We start from the raw sequence: 22,121 nt of genomic DNA on the forward strand, positions 1-22,121 counted from the left end.
GTCATACCGAACCTGACGGGACCGATCCACCCCCACAGCGCTCCCTCACAGAGAGATCGACACACAGACATGTCATGCTCTGATCAGCCTCTGGGGCGCCGCCGAGTGCTGGGCACCGCCACCGGCCTGGTGACCGCCGCCCTGCTTCCGTCCACCCCCGCCGGCGCGGCCGCCGCCGCGTTCACCAACCCGGTGATCTGGCAGGACTTCGCGGACATCGACATCATCCGCGTCGGCGCCACCTACTACGCCTCGGCCTCGACGATGCACTACTCGCCCGGCGCACCCGTCCTGCGCTCCTACGACCTGGTGAACTGGGAGATCGCCGGCCACTCGGTGCCCGTGCTCGACTTCGGCACCAAGTACGACCTGAACGGCGCCCGTGGCTACGTCCGGGGCATCTGGGCGTCGTCGCTGGCCTACCGGCCGAGCAACGCGACCTTCTACTGGCTCGGCCAGATCGACTTCGCCAGGACGTACATCTACACGGCCACCGCCGCCGAGGGGCCATGGAGCAGGCTCACGACGATCAGCACGCCGTACTACGACGCGGGGCTGCTCGTCGACACCGACGACACCCTCTACGTGGCGTACGGGAACACCACGATCAGCGTGGCCCAGCTCTCGCCCGACGGCCGCAACCAGGTCCGCACACAGCAGGTGTTCACCACACCGTCGAGCGTCGGCACCCTCGAAGGCGCCCGCTTCTACAAGATCAACGGGCAGTACTACATCTTCCTGACCCGCCCCGCGAACGGCCAGTACATCCTCAAGTCGTCGAGCGGCCCCTTCGGCCCCTACACCATGCGACAGGTCCTCCTTGACCTGCGCGGGCCGATCGACGGCGGTGGCGTCCCGCACCAGGGCGGACTGGTGCAGACGCAGAGCGGCGCCTGGTACTACATGGCCTTCGTGGACGCCTACCCCGGCGGCCGGGTGCCCGCCCTGGCGCCGGTCACCTGGACCGCGGACGGCTGGCCCGTCGTGCAACTCGTGAACGGCGCGTGGGGCACCTCGTATCCCACCCCGGCCCTGCCCGCGCCGCCCCGCCAGGTCACCCCGATGACCGGCGTCGACACCTTCGACGGCACGAGCCTCAAGCCGAGATGGGAGTGGAACCACAACCCCGACAACACCAAGTGGTCCCTCGGCAACGGCCTGACGCTGCGGACCGCCACCGTCACCGACGACCTCTACTGGGCCCGCAACACCCTCACCCACCGCATCCAGGGCCCCACCTCGACCGCCACGGTCCTGCTCGACCACTCCGCGATGCGGGACGGCGACCGGGCCGGACTCGCGCTGCTGCGTGACTCCTCCGCCTGGATCGGCCTCAAGCGCGACGGCGGCACCACACGTCTGGTGATGGTCAACGGGCTGACCATGGACGGCAGTTGGAACACCACCGGCACCGGCACGGAAGCCGCGAGCACGCCCGTGTCCGGCAGCCGCGTCTGGCTGCGCGCGAGCGCGGACATCCGCCCCGGTGCGGCACGCCCCGGGACCTTCTCCTACAGCACCGACGGCACCACTTTCGTCCGCTTGGGCCCCGCCTTCTCCATGGGCAACGACTGGCGGTTCTTCATGGGCTACCGGTTCGCCCTCTTCAACCACGCCACCCAGGCACTCGGCGGCTCGGTCCGCGTCCCCCGGTTCGAGCTGTCCACGCCCTGACCCGATCCGACCGATCGCACCACCCACCCCCCCCAACCCAACAAGGAGAACCATGAACCCGCACACACGGCTCGGCCGTCGCCGAGCCTCCGTGTTATCCCTGCTGGCTGTCGCAGCCCTCGTGACACCGGCGGCCGCGACCGCCGCGCCCGATGCCGTCCGCGCCTCCACACTCGGCGCCCAAGCCGCCCAGTCCGGACGGTACTTCGGCACCGCGGTGGCCGCCGGAAAGCTCGGCGACGGCACGTACACCGGGATCCTGGACCGCGAGTTCAACCAGGTCACGCCCGAGAACGAGATGAAGTGGGACACCACCGAGCGAACCCGCGGCTCGTTCTCCTTCGGCCCCGCCGACCAGATCGTCAACCGCGCGGCGGCCCGCGGTCAGCGCGTGCGCGGCCACACCCTGGTGTGGCACTCCCAACTGCCCAGCTGGGTCAGCTCCATCACCGACGCGAACACCCTGCGCAGTGTGATGAACACCCACATCACCACCGTGGCGAACCACTACAAGGGCCGGATCCACTCGTGGGACGTCGTCAACGAGGCCTTCGCCGACGGCAACAGCGGCCAGCACCGCCCCTCGGTGTTCCAGAACCTGCTCGGCGACGGCTTCATCGAACAGGCCTTCCGCACCGCACGGTCGGCCGACCCGGCGGCCAAGCTCTGCTACAACGACTACAACATCGAGAACTGGAGCGCCGCGAAGACCCAGGGCGTCTACCGCATGGTGCGCGACTTCAAGTCGCGCGGAGTGCCCATCGACTGCGTCGGCTTCCAGGCCCACTTCGGCACCGGCGGTCCGCCCTCCAGCTTCCAGACCACGCTGTCGAACTTCGCCGCCCTCGGCGTGGACGTACAGATCACCGAGCTGGACATCGCCCAGGCGCCGGCCGCCGCGTACGCGAACACGGTGCGGGCCTGTCTGAACGTGGCGCGCTGCACCGGCATCACCGTCTGGGGCATCCGGGACAGCGACTCCTGGCGCAGCGGCGAGAACCCGCTGCTGTTCGACCGGAACGGCAACAAGAAGGCGGCCTACGCGTCGACGCTGACCGCGATGGGCGGCACGCCCGCCGCGCAGAGCGCGACCGCCCTGTCGGCCAAGTCCGCCGCCGCCCTCCCCTCCGCGACTGGGCCTGCTCACCCAGACCAACTCGACCTGCTGACCGGCTGACGACGTGGGCCCCGCCGCTCGTGCGGGGCCCACGTCCTGTGCCGAGCCGCCGAGCCGCACCTTTGGCCATGGATATTCTCTGGCGATGTCGAATCGTTCAGTGACAGCGGGAGTCGCTTTCGCCGGTGTGATGGCGCACTGCGGCGGAAGCCCGGTCGGCGCCGTGAAGTATCTGGTGGGGGCGATAGCCTCCGCGCCGGCGGCCCCGGAGCCCTATGCGGCCCTCGCCGAGTTGTGGCGGGAGCGGCGCGCCGAGCTGAAAGAGGGTCTCGAAAGGGACGGCTCCCTGAGCGCTGTGCTCGCGCAGGCGTACTTCCTCTTCCTCGACGGCGACATGGACGACGCGGTCATGACCCTCGGCTCGGTCACGGGCGTCCGACCCGACGTGGCGTGGGGCGCCGCTCCCTGGTTCGGCGACGCGCGCCTACTCGGTACGGTGAGTGCGCAGGCGCTGGCCGAGGCGTGTCTGCGGACCTTGGACTACGGCCGCGACCTGGACTCCGACGAGATGCGGGAGCGGTTCGCCCCTTGGTTCCATGCCATCGACGTCGTGTCCGAGCGCAGTCCCGTGCCGGAGTCGCTGGCCTCCATGGCCCGGCTGCCCCGGGCCTGCGGTCGCTATGAGCTGTCGTTCGCGCTGTGCGACCGTGCCGATGCCGTCGAGCCGGTCATGTGGACCGAGGTCGCCCGAGCGGTCACCTGGCGCGAGACGGGCGACCTGGGCCGAGCCGCGACGGCCTTCGAACGTGCCCTGGCCCTGGAACCCGGCAACTGGTCTCTCTACCTCGACCTGGCCGACGTGCGTGCCGAACAGGGCGACTTCGCCGCGGCCGTGGGCCACGCCGAAAAGGGCCTGGCACACGCTCCGGACGAGGCCTCCCTGCGTGCGGCACATGCCACCTACCGAGCCCGTCTGACCGGCTCGTCCGACGCCCTGCGCGACCTGATCGCCCTCTCGCCGGACCTCCCGAGCACCTCCTACCGCGACCTGCTGATCGACTACGCGTGCGCGGGACCGGGGCTGCCGCACGCACTCGTGGCCGAGGCCCGTGGAGGAAAGTCAGCACCCGCGGCTCGCTGAGGGGCGACGGAGGTCCCGTCCCCGACGCCCCGTCCCGCCCACGCCCTTGTCACCCACGGACGAACCACGGCCCCGCAGGACTCATCTCCCCCAAACAGAAGGGCAATCGACCCGGCTCACCCCTCCGACGCTGCCATATTCGGAAGCCACTTCGGAGGTGGCCATGACACTTGAGGTGGAGACATCCAGGGCGGGGCCGGTGGCAGAGCGGGAGGCCGGCCGGTTGCCCGGCCCGATCGCCGAACCAAGCGTCGACCGAACCGCCGACCGCATCACCGCGCTGGAGAGCCGCCGGATGCGGGCGGTCGCCGCGAACGGGCCCAGAAGACGTGGGGAGTACGGCGCCCGCGAGCGGATCGATCTGCTGCTGGACGCGGGCTCGTTCACCGAAACCGGTCTGTTCGTACGCGCCCGGCCGACCGGTGACGGTGCCGGACGCCCGTACGGCGACGGGGTCGTCACCGGGTACGGCACGATCGACGGCCGAGCCGTCTGTGTCTTCGCCCAGGACGCCACGGTCTTCGGCGGCAGCATGGGCGAGGCCTTCGGACAGAAGACCCTCGCGCTGATGGACCTCGCCCTGAAGACCGGCTGTCCGGTCATCGGCCTCAACGACGGCGGCGGCGCCCGTATCCAGGAGGGCGTCACCTCCCTCGCCCTCTACGCCGAGCTGGTGCGCCGCAACGTGCAGGCGTCCGGGGTGATCCCGCAGATCTCGGTCGTGCTCGGCCCGTGCGCCGGCGGGGCCGCGTACTCGCCGGCCATCACCGACTTCACCGTCATGGTGGACGGTGCCTCCCACATGTTCGTCACCGGGCCCGACGTCATCGAGACCGTCACCGGCGAACGCACCAGCGCCGAGGAACTGGGCGGCGCCCGCACCAGCAACACCGTCAACGGCAACGCCCACTTCCTCGCCGACGACGAGGTGAACGCCCTCGACACCGTACGCGACCTGCTGTCGTACCTGCCCGCCAACAACCTGGACAAGCCCCCGCAGTACGCACCGGGCGCCGTACCCGCCGGGCTGTGCCTGGACACCGTCGTGCCGGACCGGCTCGGGCAGGCCTACGACATGCGCGACATCCTGCGCGCGGTCGTCGACGACGGCGAACTCCTGGAGGTGCAGGAGCTGTTCGCGCCGAACATCATCTGCGCGCTGGCCCTCGTCGAGGGCGCCTCCGTCGGTGTCGTCGCCAACCAGCCGCTGCACGCCGCCGGGGTCCTCGACATCGACGCCTCCGAGAAGGCCGCACGGTTCGTACGGTTCTGCGACGCGTTCGGCATCCCCCTGCTGACCTTCGCCGACGTCCCTGGCTATCTCTCCGGAGTCCGCCAGGAGCAGGCCGGCATCATCCGGCGCGGTGCCAAACTCCTGTACGCGTACGCCGAGGCGACCGTCCCCAAGGTCACGGTGGTGGTGCGCAAGGCGTACGGCGGCGGGTACGCGGTGATGGGCTCCAAGCATCTGGGCGCCGACATCAACCTCGCCTGGCCCACCGCCCGGATCGCCGTCATGGGCGCCGAGGGCGCGGTCGGTGTCCTGCATCGCCGTGAACTCGCCGCCGCGGCCGACCCCGAGGCGTTGCGCGCCCGTCTGGTCACCGCGTACGAGAGCACGTACGGCACTCCGTACCTCGCCGCCGAGCGCGGCTACGTCGACGCCGTCATCGCCCCGCGCGACACCCGCGCCCACCTCTGCCGCGCCCTGCGCGCACTGCGCGGCAAGCGGGCACCGATGCCGGAGCGCCGGCACGGCAACATCCCGCTCTGACCGGCCTCGACCACTCCTGACGGCAAGGCCAGCCCCAACGGCCCCCGCCTGCACGGCCGTTCACAGCCCGACCGCCCGAGCCAGCCGTCCCCGCGACGTGAGGAGCCCATGCCCGATGGACAGCCGCCGCCCCCCGCTCACGCCCGCGTTCCGCAGCCTGCCGGAGTATGTGCGGCACTGGGCCGAGACCACCCCCGACCGCCGGGCGTTCACCTTCGTCGACCATCCCGCGCCGCACTCGCGCGGCGTGCACCGCACGCTGACCTGGCGCCGACTGGACCTGCGGATGCGGGCCGTGGCCGCCCGGCTCGCCGCCGAGGCGGAGCCCGGGGCGCGGGTCGCGGTGCTGTGTCCGCAGGGGACGGACTATGTCACCGCCTTCCTCGGGGCGTTGGCCGCCGGTCTGATCGCCGTACCGCTGTATCCGCCCGGGCTGCCCGGGCAGGGCGACCGGCTGTCGGCGGTCCTGGCCGACGCGCACCCTGCGGTCGTCGTGACGACGGGTCATGCCCTGGCTGAGGTGGGCGAGTTGTGCGCGGAACGGGATGTGAAGGTCATCGCCGTGGACCACGTACCCGACGCCGCCGCAGGTGACGCGCAGCCCCGCGCCCTCGGCGCCGAGGACGTCGCGTACCTCCAGTACACCTCCGGCTCGACCCGCACCCCGGCCGGTGTGGAGATCACCCATGCCAACGTCGTCGCCAACGCCCGTCAGGCGCTGGCCGCCTACGGGGCCGACGTGCATCCGGTGACCTGTGTGGGCTGGCTTCCGCTGTACCACGACATGGGGCTCGTGCTGAGTGTCGCGGCGCCGGTGGTGCGGGGGCTGTTGTCGGTGCTCATGGATCCGGTGGCGTTCCTGCACGAACCGGCGCGGTGGCTACGGCTGTTGGCCGCGCACCCGCGCGCGCTGAGCGCGGCGCCCAACTTCGCCTACGACTACTGCGCGTCGACGGTCACCGAGGCGCAGAAGGCCGACCTGCGGCTGGACGGCGTCTTCGCCCTGATCAACGGAAGCGAGCCGGTCCGTGCCGGCACGGCCGACCGTTTCCACGCCGCGTTCGCCGCGCAGGGACTCGTCCCGGAGACGCACTGTCCGTCGTACGGGCTGGCCGAGGCGACCGTGTTCGTCAGTGCCGCCCGCCCTTGGCAGCCGTTGCGCAGATTCGCGCTCGACCGTGACGCCCTGGCCACCGGGAAGGCCCTGCCCGCGCGGCCCGACGATCCAAGGGCCGTACTGCTGACCGGCTGCGGGGCTCCGGCGGGCCAGCGGGTGCGGATCGCCGATCCGGTGTCGCGGGAGTCACTGGCGGAGGGAGAGGTCGGCGAGATCTGGGTGCAGGGTCCCAACGTGGGGCGGGGTTACCGGAACCAGGAGCGGCAGACCCTGCGTGTCTTCGGCGCCGTGCTCGCCGATGTCGTGGCCGGGCCGGGCAAGTGGCTGCGCACCGGCGACCTGGGCACGGTCCTGGACGGGCAGTTGATCGTCACCGGGCGGCTGAAGGACCTCATCGTCGTCGACGGACGCAACCACTACCCGCAGGACGTCGAGGCCACGGCCCAGGACGCCCATCCGGCCGTACGACGCGACCGGCTCGCCGCGTTCGGCGTACCCGGCGGCTCCGGGGAGCGGGTGATCGTCGTCGCGGAGCACGTACGGGCCGTGCCGCTCGCCGACATCGACGTACCGGCCCTGGTGCGGACGGTACGCGCGGCCGTCTCCGCGCGGCACGGGCTGCGGCTGTCCGACGTGGTTCTCGTCCCGCCGGGCACGGTCCCCCGGACCTCCAGCGGAAAGGTGTCCAGGGCGCTGACCCGCGAGCGCTATCTGACGGGTGCCTATGCGGCGGAGGTCGCGGGATGAGGGGGGTGGGCGACGGAGAAGACGGCAGCGCGCGCCGCCTGGTGGCCGAGGGCGCAAGACCGCGTGGTCCTGTCGAGGCGGGCGAGGAACGTGTGTTGCGTCGGCTGATCGCCGAGAAGGTGGCCGCCTGGAGCGGAATCGCGGCCGGGGACGTGCCGATGGACCAGCCGCTCGCGGATCTCGGGATGTCCTCGCGGGACGCGGTCGTGCTGGCCGGGGAGCTGTCCCGGGCCACGGGCCTCGACCTGCCGGCGACATTGCTGTGGGAGGCGGCCACGGGGGACGCGCTGGTGGCGCGCGTGTGCGGTGCCGCGGCGGACTCCGCTCCGGTGCAAGGCGCGGCTCCTTCACCCACGGCTCCGGAGCCCGGTGAGCCGATCGCGGTCGTCGGGGTCGGCTGTCGGCTGCCCGGGGGTGTGCATGGCCCGGACGACTACTGGCGGTTGCTGCGCGAGGGCGTCGACGCGATCCGGCGGGTCCCGGAGGACCGGTGGCGGGACTTCACGCCGTACCCGCCCGCCGACGCGCTCCCGTACGGCGGCTATCTGGACGACATCGCCGGTTTCGACGCCGACTTCTTCCGCATCACGCCCCGCGAGGCCGCGGTGATGGACCCGCAGCAGCGGATCCTCCTGGAGGTCGTCCAGGAGACCCTCGACCACGCCGCCGTCCCGGCAGCGTCCCTCGCCGGTACCTCCACCGGGGTCTTCGTCGGGGTGTCCGCCCCCGAGTACGGCCGGCTGACCGGGGCCGACCCGGAGTCCGTCGACCCGTGGGCTCCGGCGGGCGGGGCGCTGAGCGTGGCGGCGGGCCGGCTCGCGTATGTCCTGGACACGCGCGGGCCGAGCATGGCCGTCGACACCGCGTGCTCGTCGTCGCTGGTCGCCGTGCACCAGGCGTGCGTCAGCCTGCACACGGGCGAGAGCGACCGGGCGATCGCGGCGGGGGTCAATGTGCTGCTCTCCCCCACGGTCACCGTCGCGTTCCGGCGGGCGGGCGCGCTCGCGCCGGACGGGCGGTGCAAGCCGTTCTCGGCGGCTGCCGACGGCATCGGGCGGGGCGAGGGCTGCGCGGCCGTGCTGCTGAAGCGGCTGTCCGACGCCGAGCGGGACGGCGACCGCGTCCTCGCCGTCATCCGCGCCACCGCCGTCAACTCCGACGGCCGCTCCAACGGTCTCCTGGCCCCCAACCCGGCCGCCCAGCAAGCCCTCTTGACGACCGCCTACGCACGGGCCGGACTCTCCCCCGCGCACATCGACCACGTCGAGGCGCACGGCACCGGCACCCCGCTCGGCGACCCCATCGAGGCGGGCGCGCTCGGCGCCGTGCTCGGCACGGGCCGCGACCCCGACCAGCCGCTGCTCCTGGGCTCGGTCAAGGGCAACCTCGGCCACCTGGAGTCCGCCGCGGGCATCGCCGGCCTGGTGAAGACGGTGCTCGCCCTCCACCACGACCTGGTCCCGCCCTCGCTGCACTGCGCCGAAGGCAGCGCCCTGGACGGCGACGCGCGACTGCGGGTCGTGTCGGAGGCCGAGCCCTGGCCCCGGTACGGCGGTACGGCCACCGCCGGGGTCTCCGGATTCGGGTTCGGCGGCACCAACGCCCATGCCGTACTGGAGGAATGGCGACCCGGCGCCCTGCTCCCGCCCCCGGCCGACGAACCCCCCGCCCGCCTCCACCTCCTGTCCGACGCCGACGCCGCCCGCGTCCGTGACACCGCCGGCCGGCTCGCGGACTGGCTCGGCACACCCGAAGCAGGCGCCACGCACCCGGCCGACGTGGCCCGTACGCTCGCCGGGCGGGCGGGGCGCGGGTCCGTGCGGGCCGCGATCGTGGCCGGTGACCGGGCCGAACTGGCGGACGCCTTGGGCGCGTTGGCGACGGGACGGCCGCACGCGCGGGTCATGACGGGCGACCGGGATGTCGTCGGGCGCGGCCCGGTATGGGTCTTCTCCGGGTACGGCAGCCAGTGGGCCGGCATGGGGCGGCGACTGATGGACGAGGAGCCCGCCTTCGCCGCGGCCGTGGAGAAGCTGGACGCGCAACTGGCACCCGAGTGCGGGTTCTCCCTCTTTGACCACCTTGCCTCCGGTGGCGACCTCGACCGCCTGGAGGTCGCCCAACCCGTGCTCTTCGGGCTCCAGTTGGCCCTTGCCGAGCTGTGGCGGGCGCACGGCGTCGAGCCGGTCGCCGTCATCGGCCACTCCCTGGGCGAGGTGGCCGCCGCGGTGTGCGCGGGCGCGCTGGAGGTGTCGGACGCGGCGCGCGTGGTCGCCGTACGGGCCCGGCTGCTCAGCGGACTGCGTGGTGGGGCGATGGCGGTGGTCGACCTCGACGACGGCGAACTCGACGCGCTGGAACGGGACTTCCCCGGGGTGCACGTCGCCGTGCATTCCTCACCTCACCAGAAGGTGGTCACCGGGGAGGAGGCCGCGGTGGCCCGGCTCGTGCGCCGGCTTGAGGGGGAAGGGCGGGCAGCGCGTGCGATGCGGGTGGTCGGGGCGGGGCATTCCCCTCAAGTGAAGCCGCTGCTGGCGGAGTTGGCCGACTCCCTGGCGGACATCCGAGGCGGGCGGCCCCGGATCCCGGTCTACTCCACCGTGTTGGACGACCCACGAGGCGACAGTCTCTTCGACGCCGCGCACTGGGTCGCGAACCTACGGCGGCCCGTACGCCTGGACCGGGCCGTCGCCGCGGCCGCCGCCGACGGCCACACCTCCTTCGTCGAACTCTCCCCCCACCCCGTCCTCACCCGAGCCATCGCCGATACCGCGCCCGGCGCTCTTGCCCTCGGCACCCTCCGCCGCGACGCCGACACCTGCGCCGACTTCCTGACACAACTCGGCGCGCTCCACACCGCCGGGTATCGCCTACCCCTGCCGCCCGGCCGGATCACCGACCTGCCGATGCCGCGCTGGCGGCACGTGCGGCACTGGTGGACGGACGGGCGGGCGGAGGACTCGGCTACGGACTTGCCGAGGGCGTGGTCAGCAGGGAGCCACTCGCCAAAGGGAGACCACACCTCGGAAGACACCTCGGTCACCGCCCGCCTCCGCCACCACATCGCCGCCGTCACCGGGCATCCCCCGACCCGCATCACCCCTGCCACCGCATTCGCCGAACTGGGCCTGGACTCCCTGATGGCCGTCCGCATCCGCTCCGCCCTTGAACGCGAGTTCGCCATCGAACTGCCCCTGCGCGACCTCCTGGGCGCCACCACGGTCGGGGACACGGCGACCCGCATCCAGCAGGCAACGGCGACCGAAGGCATCCAGACGCCGCCGACCACGTCGACCGGCGAGCACCCCCCGCTCCCACCCCTGCTCACCTCCGGCCCCCACCCCACGCTCCGCCCGCTCCACCCCACCGGCCCCCGTCCCCCGCTCTTCCTCGTCCACGCCGCCGGCGGCACCACCGGCGTCTACCGGCACCTCGTCGAACGCCTCGGCGGGGAACGCCCGGTGTACGGCCTGGAGCGGCTCGCAGAGGTCCGTACTCTCGCCGAGAAGGCGCGTCGGTACGCCGAGGCGGTGACCGCCGTACACCCCGACGGGCCGTGCCTGCTGGGCGGTTGGTCGTTCGGCGGGTTCGTCGCGCAGGAGGCGGCGCGGCAGCTCGCGGCGGCCGGGCGGGACGTGCGGCTGGTGGTGCTCATCGACTCCGTACGGCCCTTGCCTCGGGCGGAGGCCACGGCGGCCGACCGGATCCGCGCCCACTTCGCCGGCTTCGCCCGCCATGTCGCAGAGACGTACGGGGTGCAACTGCGGCTGCCGTACGACGAGTTGGTCGCGACGCAGGACGACGGCGAGCGCATCGACACCGTGCTGCGGGCCCTGCGCGAGGCGGCCGACGTACCGCGCGCCGCCCTCGATCACCAGCGGTCCTCCTATCTGGACCTGCGGATCGGCGAGGCCCACCGGCCGAGCCGCCACGACGGGCCGGTGGTCCTCTACCGGGCCACCGAACCGGCCCCGCACACCGTGCGCGACCCGGCGTACGAACGGGACGACGCTTCGCTCGGCTGGGACGAGGTGTGCCCGGACCTGTCCGTGGTCCGGGTCGCGGGACACCATCTGTCGCTGCTCGACCCGCCGCACGTCGATGAGATCGCCGCCCATCTGCGGCGGGAGCTCGCGAAGGACCGCCGCTGAACCCGATCCGAGGAGAGCCGCCATGCCCGACCGCACCACCGCAAGGTTCCGGGGTACCGCCGCAGTGTCCCGACGCGCCGTCACCAGAGCGGCCACCGCCACCGGCCTGGCCGCCCTCTTCGGCGCCACGGCCACCGGCACCACCGAGGCGGCCACAGCCGCTCCTGGCGTCACCCAGATCGGCCCCCGTACGTTCGACGTCTCCCTCCCCTCCGCCGCCCTGGGCCGCAGCGCCCCGGTACGGCTGGTCCTCCCCTCCTCCTTCGCCACCCAGCCGGGCCGGACGTACCCCGTGCTGTACCTCCTGCACGGCGCCCACGACGACTACACGTCGTGGACCCGGGAGACGGACATCGTGGCGTTCACGGAGGGGCGGGAGCTGATCGTGGCGATGCCGGACGCGGGGCCCACGGGCATCCCCACCGCCTGGCGGGACGGCCCGGACTACGAGACGTTCCAGCTCACCGAGGTCCCCGCGCTGCTCGCCCGGGACTACCGGGCGTCGGCGGTCCGGGTCGTCGCCGGGGTCTCCACCGGCGGCTACGGGGCGATGGCGCACGCGGCGCGGCACCCGGGGACATTCGCGGCGGCGGCCTCGTACAGCGGCATCCTCGACACCACGGCGCCCGGCGTGCCCAGCCTGATGGACGCCATCGTGGCCCGCGAGAACCTGGCGCCGCGGTCCCTGTGGGGCAGCCCGGTCCTGAATCTGCTCACCTGGCGGGACTTCAATCCGCGGGCGCGCGCCGCAGGGCTGCGCGGCACCGCCCTGTACGTGTCCAGCGGCAGCGGAGTGGTGGGCGGCACCGGGGACTGGCTGCCGGAGGCTCTGGAGAGCGCGCTGTGGCCGTCGGCGCACGCGTTCACCGACGCGCTCGCGCTGCTGCGCGTCCCGGTGACGACTCACTACTACGCGGGAGGAGGGCACAGCTGGGCCTACTGGAAGCGGGAGTTCGGCGCGTCGTGGCCGATGCTCGCCGGTTCCCTGGGGGTGTCGGCGTGAGGCCGGTGCCGTCGGGGCACGGAACGGAGCGCAGGGGACGTCCGTCCAACCCGGGACTTGTCCCCCGCCCCACGGGCACCAGCCCGCGGGTGAGCCGCTTCCGGGTGAAAGGAGGGTCCGCCGTGGCTGCTCCCACACCGCCGCCCGGCGTACCGGACGGCCCCCGCGCCGCGCCGGTGCCCCCCGAATTGGCCAAGCTGCTGCGCGACCAGTTGGACGCCGTCGCCGACGAGGTGGAGGAGGAGGTGCGCAGACAGGTCCCGGAGTACGCCCGCCCGGCCGACGGGACGTACGGCATGCACCTGAGGTCCGGGGTCGTCCAGGCGCTGACCCTGTTCGTCGACCACATCGCCGATCCGCACGGCCAGGACGCCGCGATCACCGCCACGTACTACGAACTCGGGCGCGGCGAGGCCATGGAAGGGCGCGCTCTGGACGCGTTGCAGTCCGCCTTACGGGTCGGTGGTCTGCACGCCTGGCGGCTGATGGGCCGTACGGCGGAGGAACTCGGGCTGGACTCCGCGGTGGTCTCCGCGCTGGGTGAACTCGCCTTCCGGACGGTGCACGAGGTCGCCGAGGCGGCCGCCGCCGGATACGCGGAGGCGCAGCTGCGCAGTACGGACGAGTTGGAGCGGCGGCGCCGGCGGCTGCTCGATCTGTTGCTGGGCGAGGGGCCGGTGGCGCCGGAGGCGGTGCAGGATCTGGCGCACGGCGCACGGTGGTCGGTGCCGCGACAGGTCGCGGTGGTGGCGCTCGCGGCGACCCCGGACCAGCGGGAGGCGGACCGGCCGTTGGCGGCCGCGGGGGCGCTGGTCGACATGGACTCCCGGCCGCCGCGGATGCTGGTGCCCGATCCGGACGGTTCCGGCCGTTTCGGCGGCCGGGCGTTCACGCTGGCGCTGCGCGGCCGGCCCGCCGCGATCGGTCCGACGGTCCCGCTCGACGAGGCCGCCCGTTCGCTGCACTGGGCCACCCGGGCGCTCGGCCTGATGGGGCGCGGCATCCTGCCCCGGCAGGGTGTGGTGCGCTGCGCCGACCATCTGTCGACGCTGCTGCTGCACGGCGACGAACCGATGCTCGCCCAGCTCCAGTCACGGGTCCTGGCCCCGTTGGGCGCGGTCGCGGAGGGGCCGCGCGGCCGGCTCGCCGAGACGCTCCTGGCGTGGCTGCTGAGCGGCAGCAACGTGCCCGACGTCGCCGCCCGCCTCCACGTCCACCCGCAGACGGTCCGTTACCGCCTGCGCCAGTTGGAGAAGCTCTTCGGCGACGCCCTGCACGACCCGGGCGCCCGCCTGGACCTGATCCTCGCCCTGCGCGCGGAGGCGCTGCGGGACGACGACACGTTCACCGCCTAGGGAAGCCGGCTGACGCCCTCTCAGCGATCAGTCGGCCGACGCACCACGCGGTGGCGGAGGTAGACGAACTTCTCGTTGAAGGTGCGGGTCTCGACGAGTTCGAGATCCACCCGGCGCTCGTCCCGGGGAAAGAACGGGATGCCACCGCCGACCAGCACCGGGTAGACCATCGCCCGGTACTCGTCGATCAGCCCCGCCGCGGCCGCCTCGGCGGCGAGCGTCGCGCCGCCGATCGCGATCTCGCCTTCCCCCGGCTCGGCGCGCAACCGCTTGATCTCCTCCGCGACGCCGCCGGAGGCCAGGCGGGCGTTGCCCTGCACCTCCGACAGCCTGGTGGAGAACACCACCTTGGGCAGCGGATTCCAGAGCCCGACCCACGTGAGCTCGTCCTCGCCGAGCGACGGGTCCTGGGCGGCGGTCTCCCAGTACAGCATCGTCTCGTAGAGCCGCCGCCCCATCAGATAGGCGCCGACGTCCCGGATCTCGTCGATCCAGAAGCGAAAGACGTCCGGGTCGGGCGCCGACCAGTCGAAGCTGCCGTCCGGCCCGACGATGTAGCCGTCGAGTGAGACGTTCATCGAATAGGTCACGCTGCGCATCACATGTCCTCCTCGGAAGCAGGGGTCCACGGTAAGACTGGCGCGGGCCGCAGAACTCATCGCGACGCGCGGGACCGCCCGGGCCGAGTCACTCACGAGATCACGTCACTGGGAAATCCTTGCTCACCTCGGCACAAAAAGACGGGGAATTCCTGAATTCCCGTCCATCACACCCGATACGACAACGCGAATACGTTCGGGACGTCCTTTCCACAGGCGCTCCTCGCGCCCCACCCTCAAAGGATCCCCATGCGTATCCGCTTGTTCCTCGCCGCGCTCTCGCTGGCCGGCGGGGCCGGACTGGCCACCGTCTCAGCGCCCGCGGCCACAGCCGCGGCCTGCACGGACATCGACGTCGTCGCGGCTCGCGGCACTTTCGAGCCCGGCACACTGGGATTCATCGTCGGCGACCCGGTGTATTCCGCGCTGCAGAGGAAAATCACCGGCAAATCGCTGTCCAGCTACAAGGTGAACTATCCCGCGGACCTTTCCCTCACGTCGGCCGCACAGGGCAACACGGACCTGGTGAACCATGTCAGGAGCCAGGCCGCTTCCTGTCCGAACCAGCGTTTCCTTCTCGTCGGCTATTCGCAGGGCGCGAACGTCGTCGACAACTCCATCGGCATCAGCAGCGCCGGCGCGGTGGTCGGCAGCCCGATCGTGGCCACGATCCCCGCGGCGCTGGAACCCAAGGTCGCCGCGGTGCTGCTGTTCGGCAACCCGATCCGTGCCATCGGCAAGAGCGTCACCGGCACCTACCAGAGCCGCACCATCGACTTCTGCGCGGCCGGCGACCCGGTCTGCGAGAGCGGCGGGGGCGACGTGGGCGCCCACCTCGGCTACACCGCGAACGCCGACGCGGCGGCCGCCTTCGCCGCGACCAAGGTCTGAACCCCGCTCGGCCTCGGCACGGCGTGCCCGGGAGACGGTCCCCGGACACGCCGTGCCGCCCTTGCCCTACCGGACCGTGAGGTAGGCCCGCTCGACGCTCTGGACCAGGGTGTTGCCGTCACGTCGGTCAACTCGGCCCGCAGCGAGACGCTGCCCGGCTCGGCCGGGCGCTTGAGCGCCCGGCAACGGCGGCCACGGTCCCCCCGGACCGCCCTGGTCGGGGTCCCGCGCGAACTCCGTCAGGCTCGTGGAGACGGGTTCGGGACGGCCGTTGTTCTGGGTGGGCGCGGCGGTCAGTACGTCGAGGTGCTGGTAGCCATCGGCGACCACGGGGGCCAGGTCCGCCGGGACGCGGCCCGCCAGCAGTCCGTCGCCCGCGAGCACGGTGAGCGTCGGGTTGGCGGTGAGCCCGTCCGGGTGGACGACGAGGCGCTTCACCTGGGGTGACGTGGACAGTTGGAGGTCGGTGACCAGCTTGGTCGGGAAGTACTGCTCGGTGAAGTCCAGGGGCTGCTCGGCCATGCTGCGGGCCAGTTCCTGGATGTCGGTGACCTCCTTGCCCGCGTCGGTGAACGGTGTCCCGTCGGCCGACCGGTACCCGGGGTCGTCGGGGTCGCCGACGCGGTCGTAGTTCCGCCAGGTGTAGAGCGGGCCGCCCGGCCGGTCGGGGATGGCCTTGTACTCGCCGCCGAACAGCGCCGGTTGCTCCTCGCTCCCGTTGGCGACGGGGAAGTTCTTGTCGACGACGGGACCGCCGTCGAAGAAGCCCACGCTGCTCTGGAGGAACGCCAGCGGCACGGAGTGATCGTCCATCAGCGCGCCGAGGATCGCCTCGTTGGTGAGCCGGAAGTCCTTCACCGCGGGGGATCCGCTGAGGAAGGTGGCGGTGTCCTCGGAGAACAGGAAGCGGTTGGTGACGTCGATGTTGGTGTTGGCGGGCAGATAGCGCGGCAGGTCGGCCTCGCCGTCCGGATCCTGCAACGCGCCCAGCCCGGCGATGGCCAGCAGGGTCATCATCTCGGGGTTGAGGAGCACGGGCGCGGACAGCGTGCGGGACAGCACGCCGCTGTCGAGTCCGGCCTGGACCACGCCGTGACCGAGGCCCACGTCGGGCAGGTTGGTGTCGTCCGGGATGCTGCCGCTCAGGTCGGCGAGCGAGGTGGAGACGGTGGTGTCGAGGGCGAAGTAGCCGGCGCACTGGTTGTGTCCGGCGTCCGCCGTGGTGGCCCGGTCGCCGTCGAAGTCGGCCGTCGCGAAGTACCCGGTGATCACACCGCCCAGCGAGTGCCCGCCGCACAACACCTTCTGCTTGCGCAGCCGTTGGCCGGGCAGCTCGGCGGTGAGCAGGTCGTACTGGTCGCGGACGGTCCGCTCGATGCCGAGCTTCGCCATCCACCCCAGGTCGCCGTTGCCGACGAAACCGTCGAAGGTGCGCCCCTCGACCTGCTTGCCCCGGTAGTAGTAGTCGACGGCCGTGTGCTGGTCGCCGGAGGCCACACCGGTGCGGTCCTCCAGACAGTTGGAGCGCCGGTCCAGGGCCCAGAACTCGATGTGCCGCCCCTGCTCGGCGGCGCGGGCCACGGTGTTGCGGGCGACGCTGTCGAAGGCTCCGGCGCCTTCCAGGATTCCCGGCTGGGCGACGAGGATCCGGTCGGCGTCGGCCGACTCCGCCGGTCCGTCGGCGGCCCGGTAGCGCAGATACGACAGCCAGTCGCACGCCGCCGGCCGCGCCCCGAAGGACGCCGGCAGCGGCGCCCTCACCCGCACCAGCGTCTCGGTCACACCGCCGACGGGACTCGTCGACGCCACGGCCGTCTCGGTCCGCGCGCCCTCGCCCCGGGCGTCCGGGACGGCCCCGGTGAACGCCCCGACGGTCAGCAGCACCGCCAGCGCGACATTCCTCGGCGCCCCGAGGGATCTTCCTCTGCTGCGACTCGTGTTCATGCTGGGACGGTAGGACCGCGAAACCGGCCCCACCGTCCCATGCTCACAACAACGCAGCTCTGGTCAGCGCCTTTGTCACCAGGCCCCAACTCGATGTGCTGCGGCCTTGGTTGCAGCCGGCGGGCGCACGGCCTCCTCATCACCCGCTCCGGCCAAGGCATCCCCGCCCGCTGATCAGTCGGTTCGCCGGCGCAGCCGGGGCGCGAGCACCGTGCGCACGGCCTTGGCCACATTGCTCGCGGCGGATCCGCCCTCGCCGTCGGGTTCCGGCTCCAGTACGCGCTGGATCTGCGACAGCAGCTGGTTGGTCGACCGCCAGAGCGGGACGAACATGCCGGCGACCGGTCCCACGCCCTGGACGGGGCCGCCGGAGAGCTCGGTGACCTTCTTGGCGAGCGTGAGGGTGGCCGGGTCCCGCAGGATCAGATGCACCTCACCGTCGACCAGACGGATCTCCATCTGGCGCGCGGCGGTCTCCTCCGGGTTGGCGTCGGTGGTGGTCTCCGGGTCGAGTTCGTCGATCTTCGCGGCGACCGTGTCCGCGTCGACCCCGAGTTCGCGCAGCACCCTGGCCGCCATGCTGTTCTCCGCCCGCAGCATCGCCTCAAGCAGGTGATGGCTGCCCACCGGTGCGCCACCGGCCAGCGCGCCGGCGACGGACAGGGTGTCCTCGGCGGCCGGTGTACCGGTCGGCCACGGGCTGGGCGCGACATCCTGCGGCGGTCCCTCCAGGGACGCCAACACCGCGGTACGGACCTCGCTGACCGGATCGATCCGCCGGGCGAGCACCTTCGCGCCGAGGCTCTCGCCCTCCCCGGCGACCAGGGCCAGCAGGATGTGTTCCGTGCCGATGGAGGTGTGGCGCAGCTGCTGGGCCTCTCGCAGGGCGAGGTCCAGCGTCTTCTTCGCGCTCGGCGCGAACGGGATGTGGCCGCTCAGCTCCTGTGTGCCGGGCTTGGCCACCGCGGCGATGTCGGCCAGCGCGGTCTCCTTGTCGTACCCGAGCCGGTCGAGGACTTTCCCCGCTGTGCTGTCCGGCACGTCGAGCAGCCCCAACAGGATGTGCTCCGTGCCGATGTAGCCGTGCTTGAGCAGCCTGGCCTCCTCCTGAGCAGTGACGACGACCTTGCGGGCTTTCACCGAGAACCGTTCGAATGTCATGCTTCCAGTGTCTCAACCCTGTCAATACACTGCTATTGATAGGGTCACCATGACGAAGGGAGGGTGTGATGGAGACACCGTCGAACTGGGACGACCGGCTCGCGCGCTGGCAGAGCGAGCTGGAGCTGTTCGAGCGACTGGACGAGACACCGTGGGTCACGCTGGCCAAGGCGGAAGCCGAGACCGGCGTCTCCCGCTCGGCCCTGCGGGCCTGGTATCGCAACGGCGAGATCGAGTCCCGGCTCGTGGACGGCCCGAACGGGCCGCAGCGCCTGGTCCAGCTGGAAGCGGTCATCGAGCGCGCCGCCACGTCACCGCGCATCCAGCGCAGGGCGGAGCGGGAGGTCAGCCTGGAAGCGCAGGTCGCCCTGCTACGGCACCGGGTCGACCAGCTCGAACTGCGGCTGGCCGCGCTGGAGCGGGATTGACGGCGCGAGCGGCACAGCCGGGCGGGTCGAGCTCGCCGGATCAGACGTGTGCGAGGAGGCGGTCCAGCGGTCGGGGGACCCGTTCCAGGTCCAGGTGCGCGACCAGGGCCTGCGCGTAGAGGGCCTTGCGGCCGCTGTGGGTGCCCATGAAGCGGCGCAGCTGGTGCTCCACGGGTCGTTCCCGCTGTGCCGGCTGGCCCTGGAAGGTGAGGAAGGGGCGCGTCTCACCCTGGGCCTCGATCACCTGACAGACGCCCTCGGCCCCGAGAGCACGGATCAACTCGTCCTCCAGGTCGGCGACGCACACGTGGAACCCGAGTGCCTCCAGTCCGGCCTGCGAGAGACCCGCCTCGAGCCCGACCCGTCCCAGATGCCGCCGGAAGTGCCGTTCCTCGCCGATGTCGCAGAGACCGGCCAGCGGCAGGCCCAGCCCCGTGGGGCCGCACACGTCCAGGAAGCGCCCGATGTTCGTCGCACCTCCCAGCGGTACGACCGCGACGCCTTCCGCCTCCAGGTCGCGGCCGTGGCGCATGGCCAGCACTTCCAGCGCGACCTGATCGCTGTTCCCCTCGACGAGGACGATCGTCCGCACACCGCCGGCCAGCTCCCGTGCCGCCGCGGCGGCGTCGTCCGCCCCTGCCCCGCCGGCCGCCCACGCGACCACGGCCCGACGGAATCGCCCCAACTCGTCCACGAGACCTCGCTTCCCGCCGCCATCGTGACACGGACGAGATCCCGTACGCACACGGCTTTTCCGCGGGCGACGACTCGAGAAGACGGTGCCCTCGTCGGCCCGGGGCATGACCCGTGCCGACGAACTAGCGGCGGGCGAGGCGGGTGAGAGTGACCCCGCTGGGGAACGCGGTGCGCTCGGCGACATCGAAGACCGTGGGGGCGAAGGCGCCGTCGAAGACCGGGATTCCGGCACCGGCCACGACCGGATAGGTCTTGATCAGCAACTCGTCGACCTCGGGCAACAGGCTGCCCGCGAGCCGGCCGCCGCCGCAGAGCCAGATGTCCAGGCCCGTGCCCGCTTCGCCCTTCAGGTCGCGGACGAGGGCGAGCGGGTCGCTCGGCACGACGGTGACGGCCGGGTCGGTGTCCGGCTTGAGGGTGCTGGACACGACGTACTGGCGCAGGTGCGCGTACGGGCTGGTGATCCCGTGGTCGAGGGAGAGGCGGTAGGTGTCGCGGCCCATCACGACCGTGTCGAAACGCCGGTTGGGCATGTCGGCGACGCCGGCGGCGGCGCGGTAGGCGGTCGGGACGGTGTCCGGGTACAGCGCGTTCATCCAGGCCGCGTAGGCGCCGGCCTGCTGCTCGTCGCCCTGTGGAAAGAAGTCGAACTCGCCGTCGGGGCCTGCGATGCGACCGTCGAGCGAGACGCCGATGTAGTACACGAGCTTGCGCACAGCGATCCCCCACACGCAGTACTCTGCTTATAGTGGTTTGAAGGTAGTACTACATCTGGAGTGGTGTCAATGGTGAGACGTAACGACCAGCGCCGCGCTGCCCTCGTCGACGCGGCGATCGAGGTGCTGGCCCGAGAAGGCGCACGCGGCCTGACGTTCCGGGCCGTGGATGCCGAGGCCGCCGTTCCCGCCGGTACGGCCTCCAACTACTTCGCCAGCCGCGACGACCTGTTCACCCAGGCCGGCGCCCGCGTCTACGAGCGGCTCCAGCCCGACGAAGCCACCATCGCCCGCCACCAGGCGGCCGACCGCGACCGGGCGACGTACGCCCAACTGATGCGCGAGCTCGTCGGCCGCATCGCCTCTTTCCGCACCGGCTACCTCGCTCTGCTGGAACTCCGCCTGGAGGCCACGCGCCGCCCCCAACTGCGCAAGGTCCTCACCGAGCGGGTCCGCGCCGACGTCGACGCCAATGTCGCCTATCACGAGGCCTCCGGCCTGCCTGGCGACGCCACGGCCGTCAAGCTGCTCATACTGACGCTGAACTGGCTGATCGTCGAACAGCTCACCCTGCCGGACGTCTTCACGGAGGCGGAGCGTGAACAGCTGGTGATGGCCGCGGTGGAGCGCATCGTGGCGGCAGAATAGACGGCTCGGAGACTCGCTTCTGCCGTGTGATGCCGGCGCCATGACCGATCAAGCCGGGGTGGCCATCGTGCGCTACCCGGACCGGGCCGCTTCCGTCGAGGACGGCCTGGCGGCGTTGCTGACGTCCTACCACCTGCGGACGGAGGCCGAGAAGGGTGAGATCAGCTGGCGTGTATGCGGCGTGCCGTGTGAGGGGTCGTGATCGTTCGCGGCCCGCCCGTCGCGGCAGCTAGGTTCCGCACATGAACCGGGCCGAGATCCTGAGCAGCCTCGCCGCGAGTGGAACCGACACCGCCCCGCGGCGACTTACCGAACGTGCCGTCGAACTCGGCATACCGGCCGCCGACCTTCTCGTTGTCGCGGGCCACCCGGTGCCGGCGGAACTCCTTCCCCCGGAGCGCGACCCCAGGGTCATGCGGGAATTCGCCTACCGCGTCAGTCACTGCGACCACTCGCGGCTCGCCGCGTTGGAGGCTTTCGTCCGCTCGCTGCCCCGTGTCGCCGCGCCGGGACCGTTCGTGCAGCCGACGTGGCCGGGCCGCCGTCCCGCCGAGACCAGGCTCGCCGCGACGCTCGGTGCGCTGATCCGCAATCGCGGCTTCGGCATCCGCGAACTGCCGTTCATGGGACTGTCCCTCAGCACGCTGCACGGGATGGTGTGGCGCTGGGACCCGAGTCCCCACCGCCACCAGCAACTCTCTGCCGTGGCAGGCCCGCTGGGCTGGACCCTGCCCGACCTCTTCGCCATCGCCGATGAGCCGTACTCGGAGGAAATCCGCCCGATGGTGCACTGCCACCACCTCGGTCGGGTCTTCACGGCGGCGGTCCCCTTGACCACCGCTCAGCTCATCGAGACCGCGCAGGAAGCGGATCGTCTGAGCGCGCGTACGGAGCACGGCGCATGGCAGCCCGTCTCACAGGGCTTCGCCGAGGAATGCCCGGACCTGCCCTGACGGCAA

General features: G+C 72.0%; 17 protein-coding genes and 1 pseudogene. 13 read left to right on the forward strand and 5 right to left on the reverse strand.

What is annotated here, in order from left to right:
- The first annotated feature begins 69 nt into the window (after window positions 1–69).
- The 8 genes and pseudogenes from ACFY0U_RS26970 (at window position 70) to ACFY0U_RS27005 (ending at window position 14,079) form a co-directional block, all read left to right on the forward strand.
- Entirely contained in the window at window positions 70–1,674 is a 1,605-nt protein-coding gene (locus ACFY0U_RS26970) for a glycoside hydrolase 43 family protein (RefSeq protein ID WP_388639976.1), read from the forward strand.
- 52 nt (window positions 1,675–1,726) lie between these two features.
- Window positions 1,727–2,806: pseudogene (locus ACFY0U_RS26975) on the forward strand (endo-1,4-beta-xylanase); the annotation flags it as partial.
- A 130-nt stretch (window positions 2,807–2,936) separates the two neighbouring features.
- The gene (locus ACFY0U_RS26980) at window positions 2,937–3,932 is read left to right on the forward strand and encodes a tetratricopeptide repeat protein (RefSeq protein WP_388639978.1); all 996 of its coding nucleotides are present in this window, start codon (window positions 2,937–2,939) and stop codon (window positions 3,930–3,932) included.
- Between the two features lie 295 nt (window positions 3,933–4,227).
- Entirely contained in the window at window positions 4,228–5,706 is a 1,479-nt protein-coding gene (locus tag ACFY0U_RS26985) for an acyl-CoA carboxylase subunit beta (protein WP_388640315.1), read from the forward strand.
- A gap of 115 nt (window positions 5,707–5,821) precedes the next feature.
- Window positions 5,822–7,570, forward strand: coding sequence for a fatty acyl-AMP ligase (locus ACFY0U_RS26990; RefSeq protein ID WP_388639980.1), 1,749 nt, complete (start codon window positions 5,822–5,824; stop codon window positions 7,568–7,570).
- The gene (locus ACFY0U_RS26995; RefSeq protein WP_388639982.1) at window positions 7,567–11,721 is read left to right on the forward strand and encodes an acyltransferase domain-containing protein; all 4,155 of its coding nucleotides are present in this window, start codon (window positions 7,567–7,569) and stop codon (window positions 11,719–11,721) included. Before ACFY0U_RS26990 ends, ACFY0U_RS26995 begins: the two co-directional genes overlap by 4 nt.
- A gap of 22 nt (window positions 11,722–11,743) precedes the next feature.
- Window positions 11,744–12,724 (forward strand): alpha/beta hydrolase, encoded by a 981-nt coding sequence (locus ACFY0U_RS27000; RefSeq protein ID WP_388639984.1) that lies wholly within the window; start codon window positions 11,744–11,746, stop codon window positions 12,722–12,724.
- 122 nt (window positions 12,725–12,846) lie between these two features.
- Entirely contained in the window at window positions 12,847–14,079 is a 1,233-nt protein-coding gene (locus ACFY0U_RS27005; protein WP_388639986.1) for a PucR family transcriptional regulator, read from the forward strand.
- A 20-nt stretch (window positions 14,080–14,099) separates the two neighbouring features.
- Here the strand turns inward: ACFY0U_RS27005 and ACFY0U_RS27010 are convergent, their stop codons facing one another.
- Entirely contained in the window at window positions 14,100–14,678 is a 579-nt protein-coding gene (locus ACFY0U_RS27010) for a dihydrofolate reductase family protein (protein ID WP_388639987.1), read from the reverse strand.
- Window positions 14,679–14,927: 249 nt separating this feature from the next.
- Here ACFY0U_RS27010 and ACFY0U_RS27015 point away from each other — a divergent pair, with 249 nt between their 5' ends.
- The gene (locus tag ACFY0U_RS27015; protein ID WP_388639989.1) at window positions 14,928–15,569 is read left to right on the forward strand and encodes a cutinase family protein; all 642 of its coding nucleotides are present in this window, start codon (window positions 14,928–14,930) and stop codon (window positions 15,567–15,569) included.
- A 66-nt stretch (window positions 15,570–15,635) separates the two neighbouring features.
- Here the strand turns inward: ACFY0U_RS27015 and ACFY0U_RS27020 are convergent, their stop codons facing one another.
- Together ACFY0U_RS27020 and ACFY0U_RS27025 are read right to left on the reverse strand one after the other, a co-directional pair.
- A complete protein-coding gene (locus ACFY0U_RS27020) occupies window positions 15,636–17,513 on the reverse strand; it encodes a hypothetical protein (RefSeq protein ID WP_388639991.1) in 1,878 nt (625 codons plus the stop codon).
- A gap of 174 nt (window positions 17,514–17,687) precedes the next feature.
- Window positions 17,688–18,674, reverse strand: a complete 987-nt coding sequence (locus ACFY0U_RS27025; protein ID WP_388639993.1) for a Clp protease N-terminal domain-containing protein — start codon at window positions 18,672–18,674, stop codon at window positions 17,688–17,690.
- Between the two features lie 68 nt (window positions 18,675–18,742).
- On the opposite strand from ACFY0U_RS27025, the gene ACFY0U_RS27030 reads away from it, so the two are divergent.
- Window positions 18,743–19,102 carry an excisionase gene (locus ACFY0U_RS27030; protein WP_388639995.1) on the forward strand — a complete coding sequence of 120 codons (360 nt, stop codon included), beginning with the start codon at window positions 18,743–18,745 and terminating at the stop codon, window positions 19,100–19,102.
- A 40-nt stretch (window positions 19,103–19,142) separates the two neighbouring features.
- On the opposite strand, the gene ACFY0U_RS27035 is transcribed toward ACFY0U_RS27030, so the two are convergent.
- Window positions 19,143–19,796, reverse strand: a complete 654-nt coding sequence (locus ACFY0U_RS27035) for a TOPRIM nucleotidyl transferase/hydrolase domain-containing protein (protein WP_388639997.1) — start codon at window positions 19,794–19,796, stop codon at window positions 19,143–19,145.
- Window positions 19,797–19,920: 124 nt separating this feature from the next.
- A complete protein-coding gene (locus ACFY0U_RS27040) occupies window positions 19,921–20,514 on the reverse strand; it encodes a dihydrofolate reductase family protein (RefSeq protein WP_388639999.1) in 594 nt (197 codons plus the stop codon).
- A gap of 69 nt (window positions 20,515–20,583) precedes the next feature.
- Between ACFY0U_RS27040 and ACFY0U_RS27045 the strand changes: the two genes are divergently transcribed.
- Genes ACFY0U_RS27045 through ACFY0U_RS27055 form a run of 3 tightly spaced genes read left to right on the forward strand, consistent with a single transcriptional unit; the run spans window position 20,584 to window position 22,115 of the window.
- Window positions 20,584–21,162 carry a TetR/AcrR family transcriptional regulator gene (locus ACFY0U_RS27045; RefSeq protein ID WP_388640001.1) on the forward strand — a complete coding sequence of 193 codons (579 nt, stop codon included), beginning with the start codon at window positions 20,584–20,586 and terminating at the stop codon, window positions 21,160–21,162.
- Window positions 21,163–21,202: 40 nt separating this feature from the next.
- On the forward strand, window positions 21,203–21,364 hold the full coding sequence (locus ACFY0U_RS27050) for a hypothetical protein (RefSeq protein WP_388640003.1): 162 nt from the start codon (window positions 21,203–21,205) through the stop codon (window positions 21,362–21,364).
- Between the two features lie 40 nt (window positions 21,365–21,404).
- Window positions 21,405–22,115 carry a hypothetical protein gene (locus ACFY0U_RS27055; protein ID WP_388640005.1) on the forward strand — a complete coding sequence of 237 codons (711 nt, stop codon included), beginning with the start codon at window positions 21,405–21,407 and terminating at the stop codon, window positions 22,113–22,115.
- Window positions 22,116–22,121 lie beyond the last annotated feature (6 nt).

Origin of the sequence: Streptomyces sp. NPDC001536 (assembly GCF_042894505.1) — a bacterium.
GTDB lineage: Bacteria > Actinomycetota > Actinomycetes > Streptomycetales > Streptomycetaceae > Streptomyces.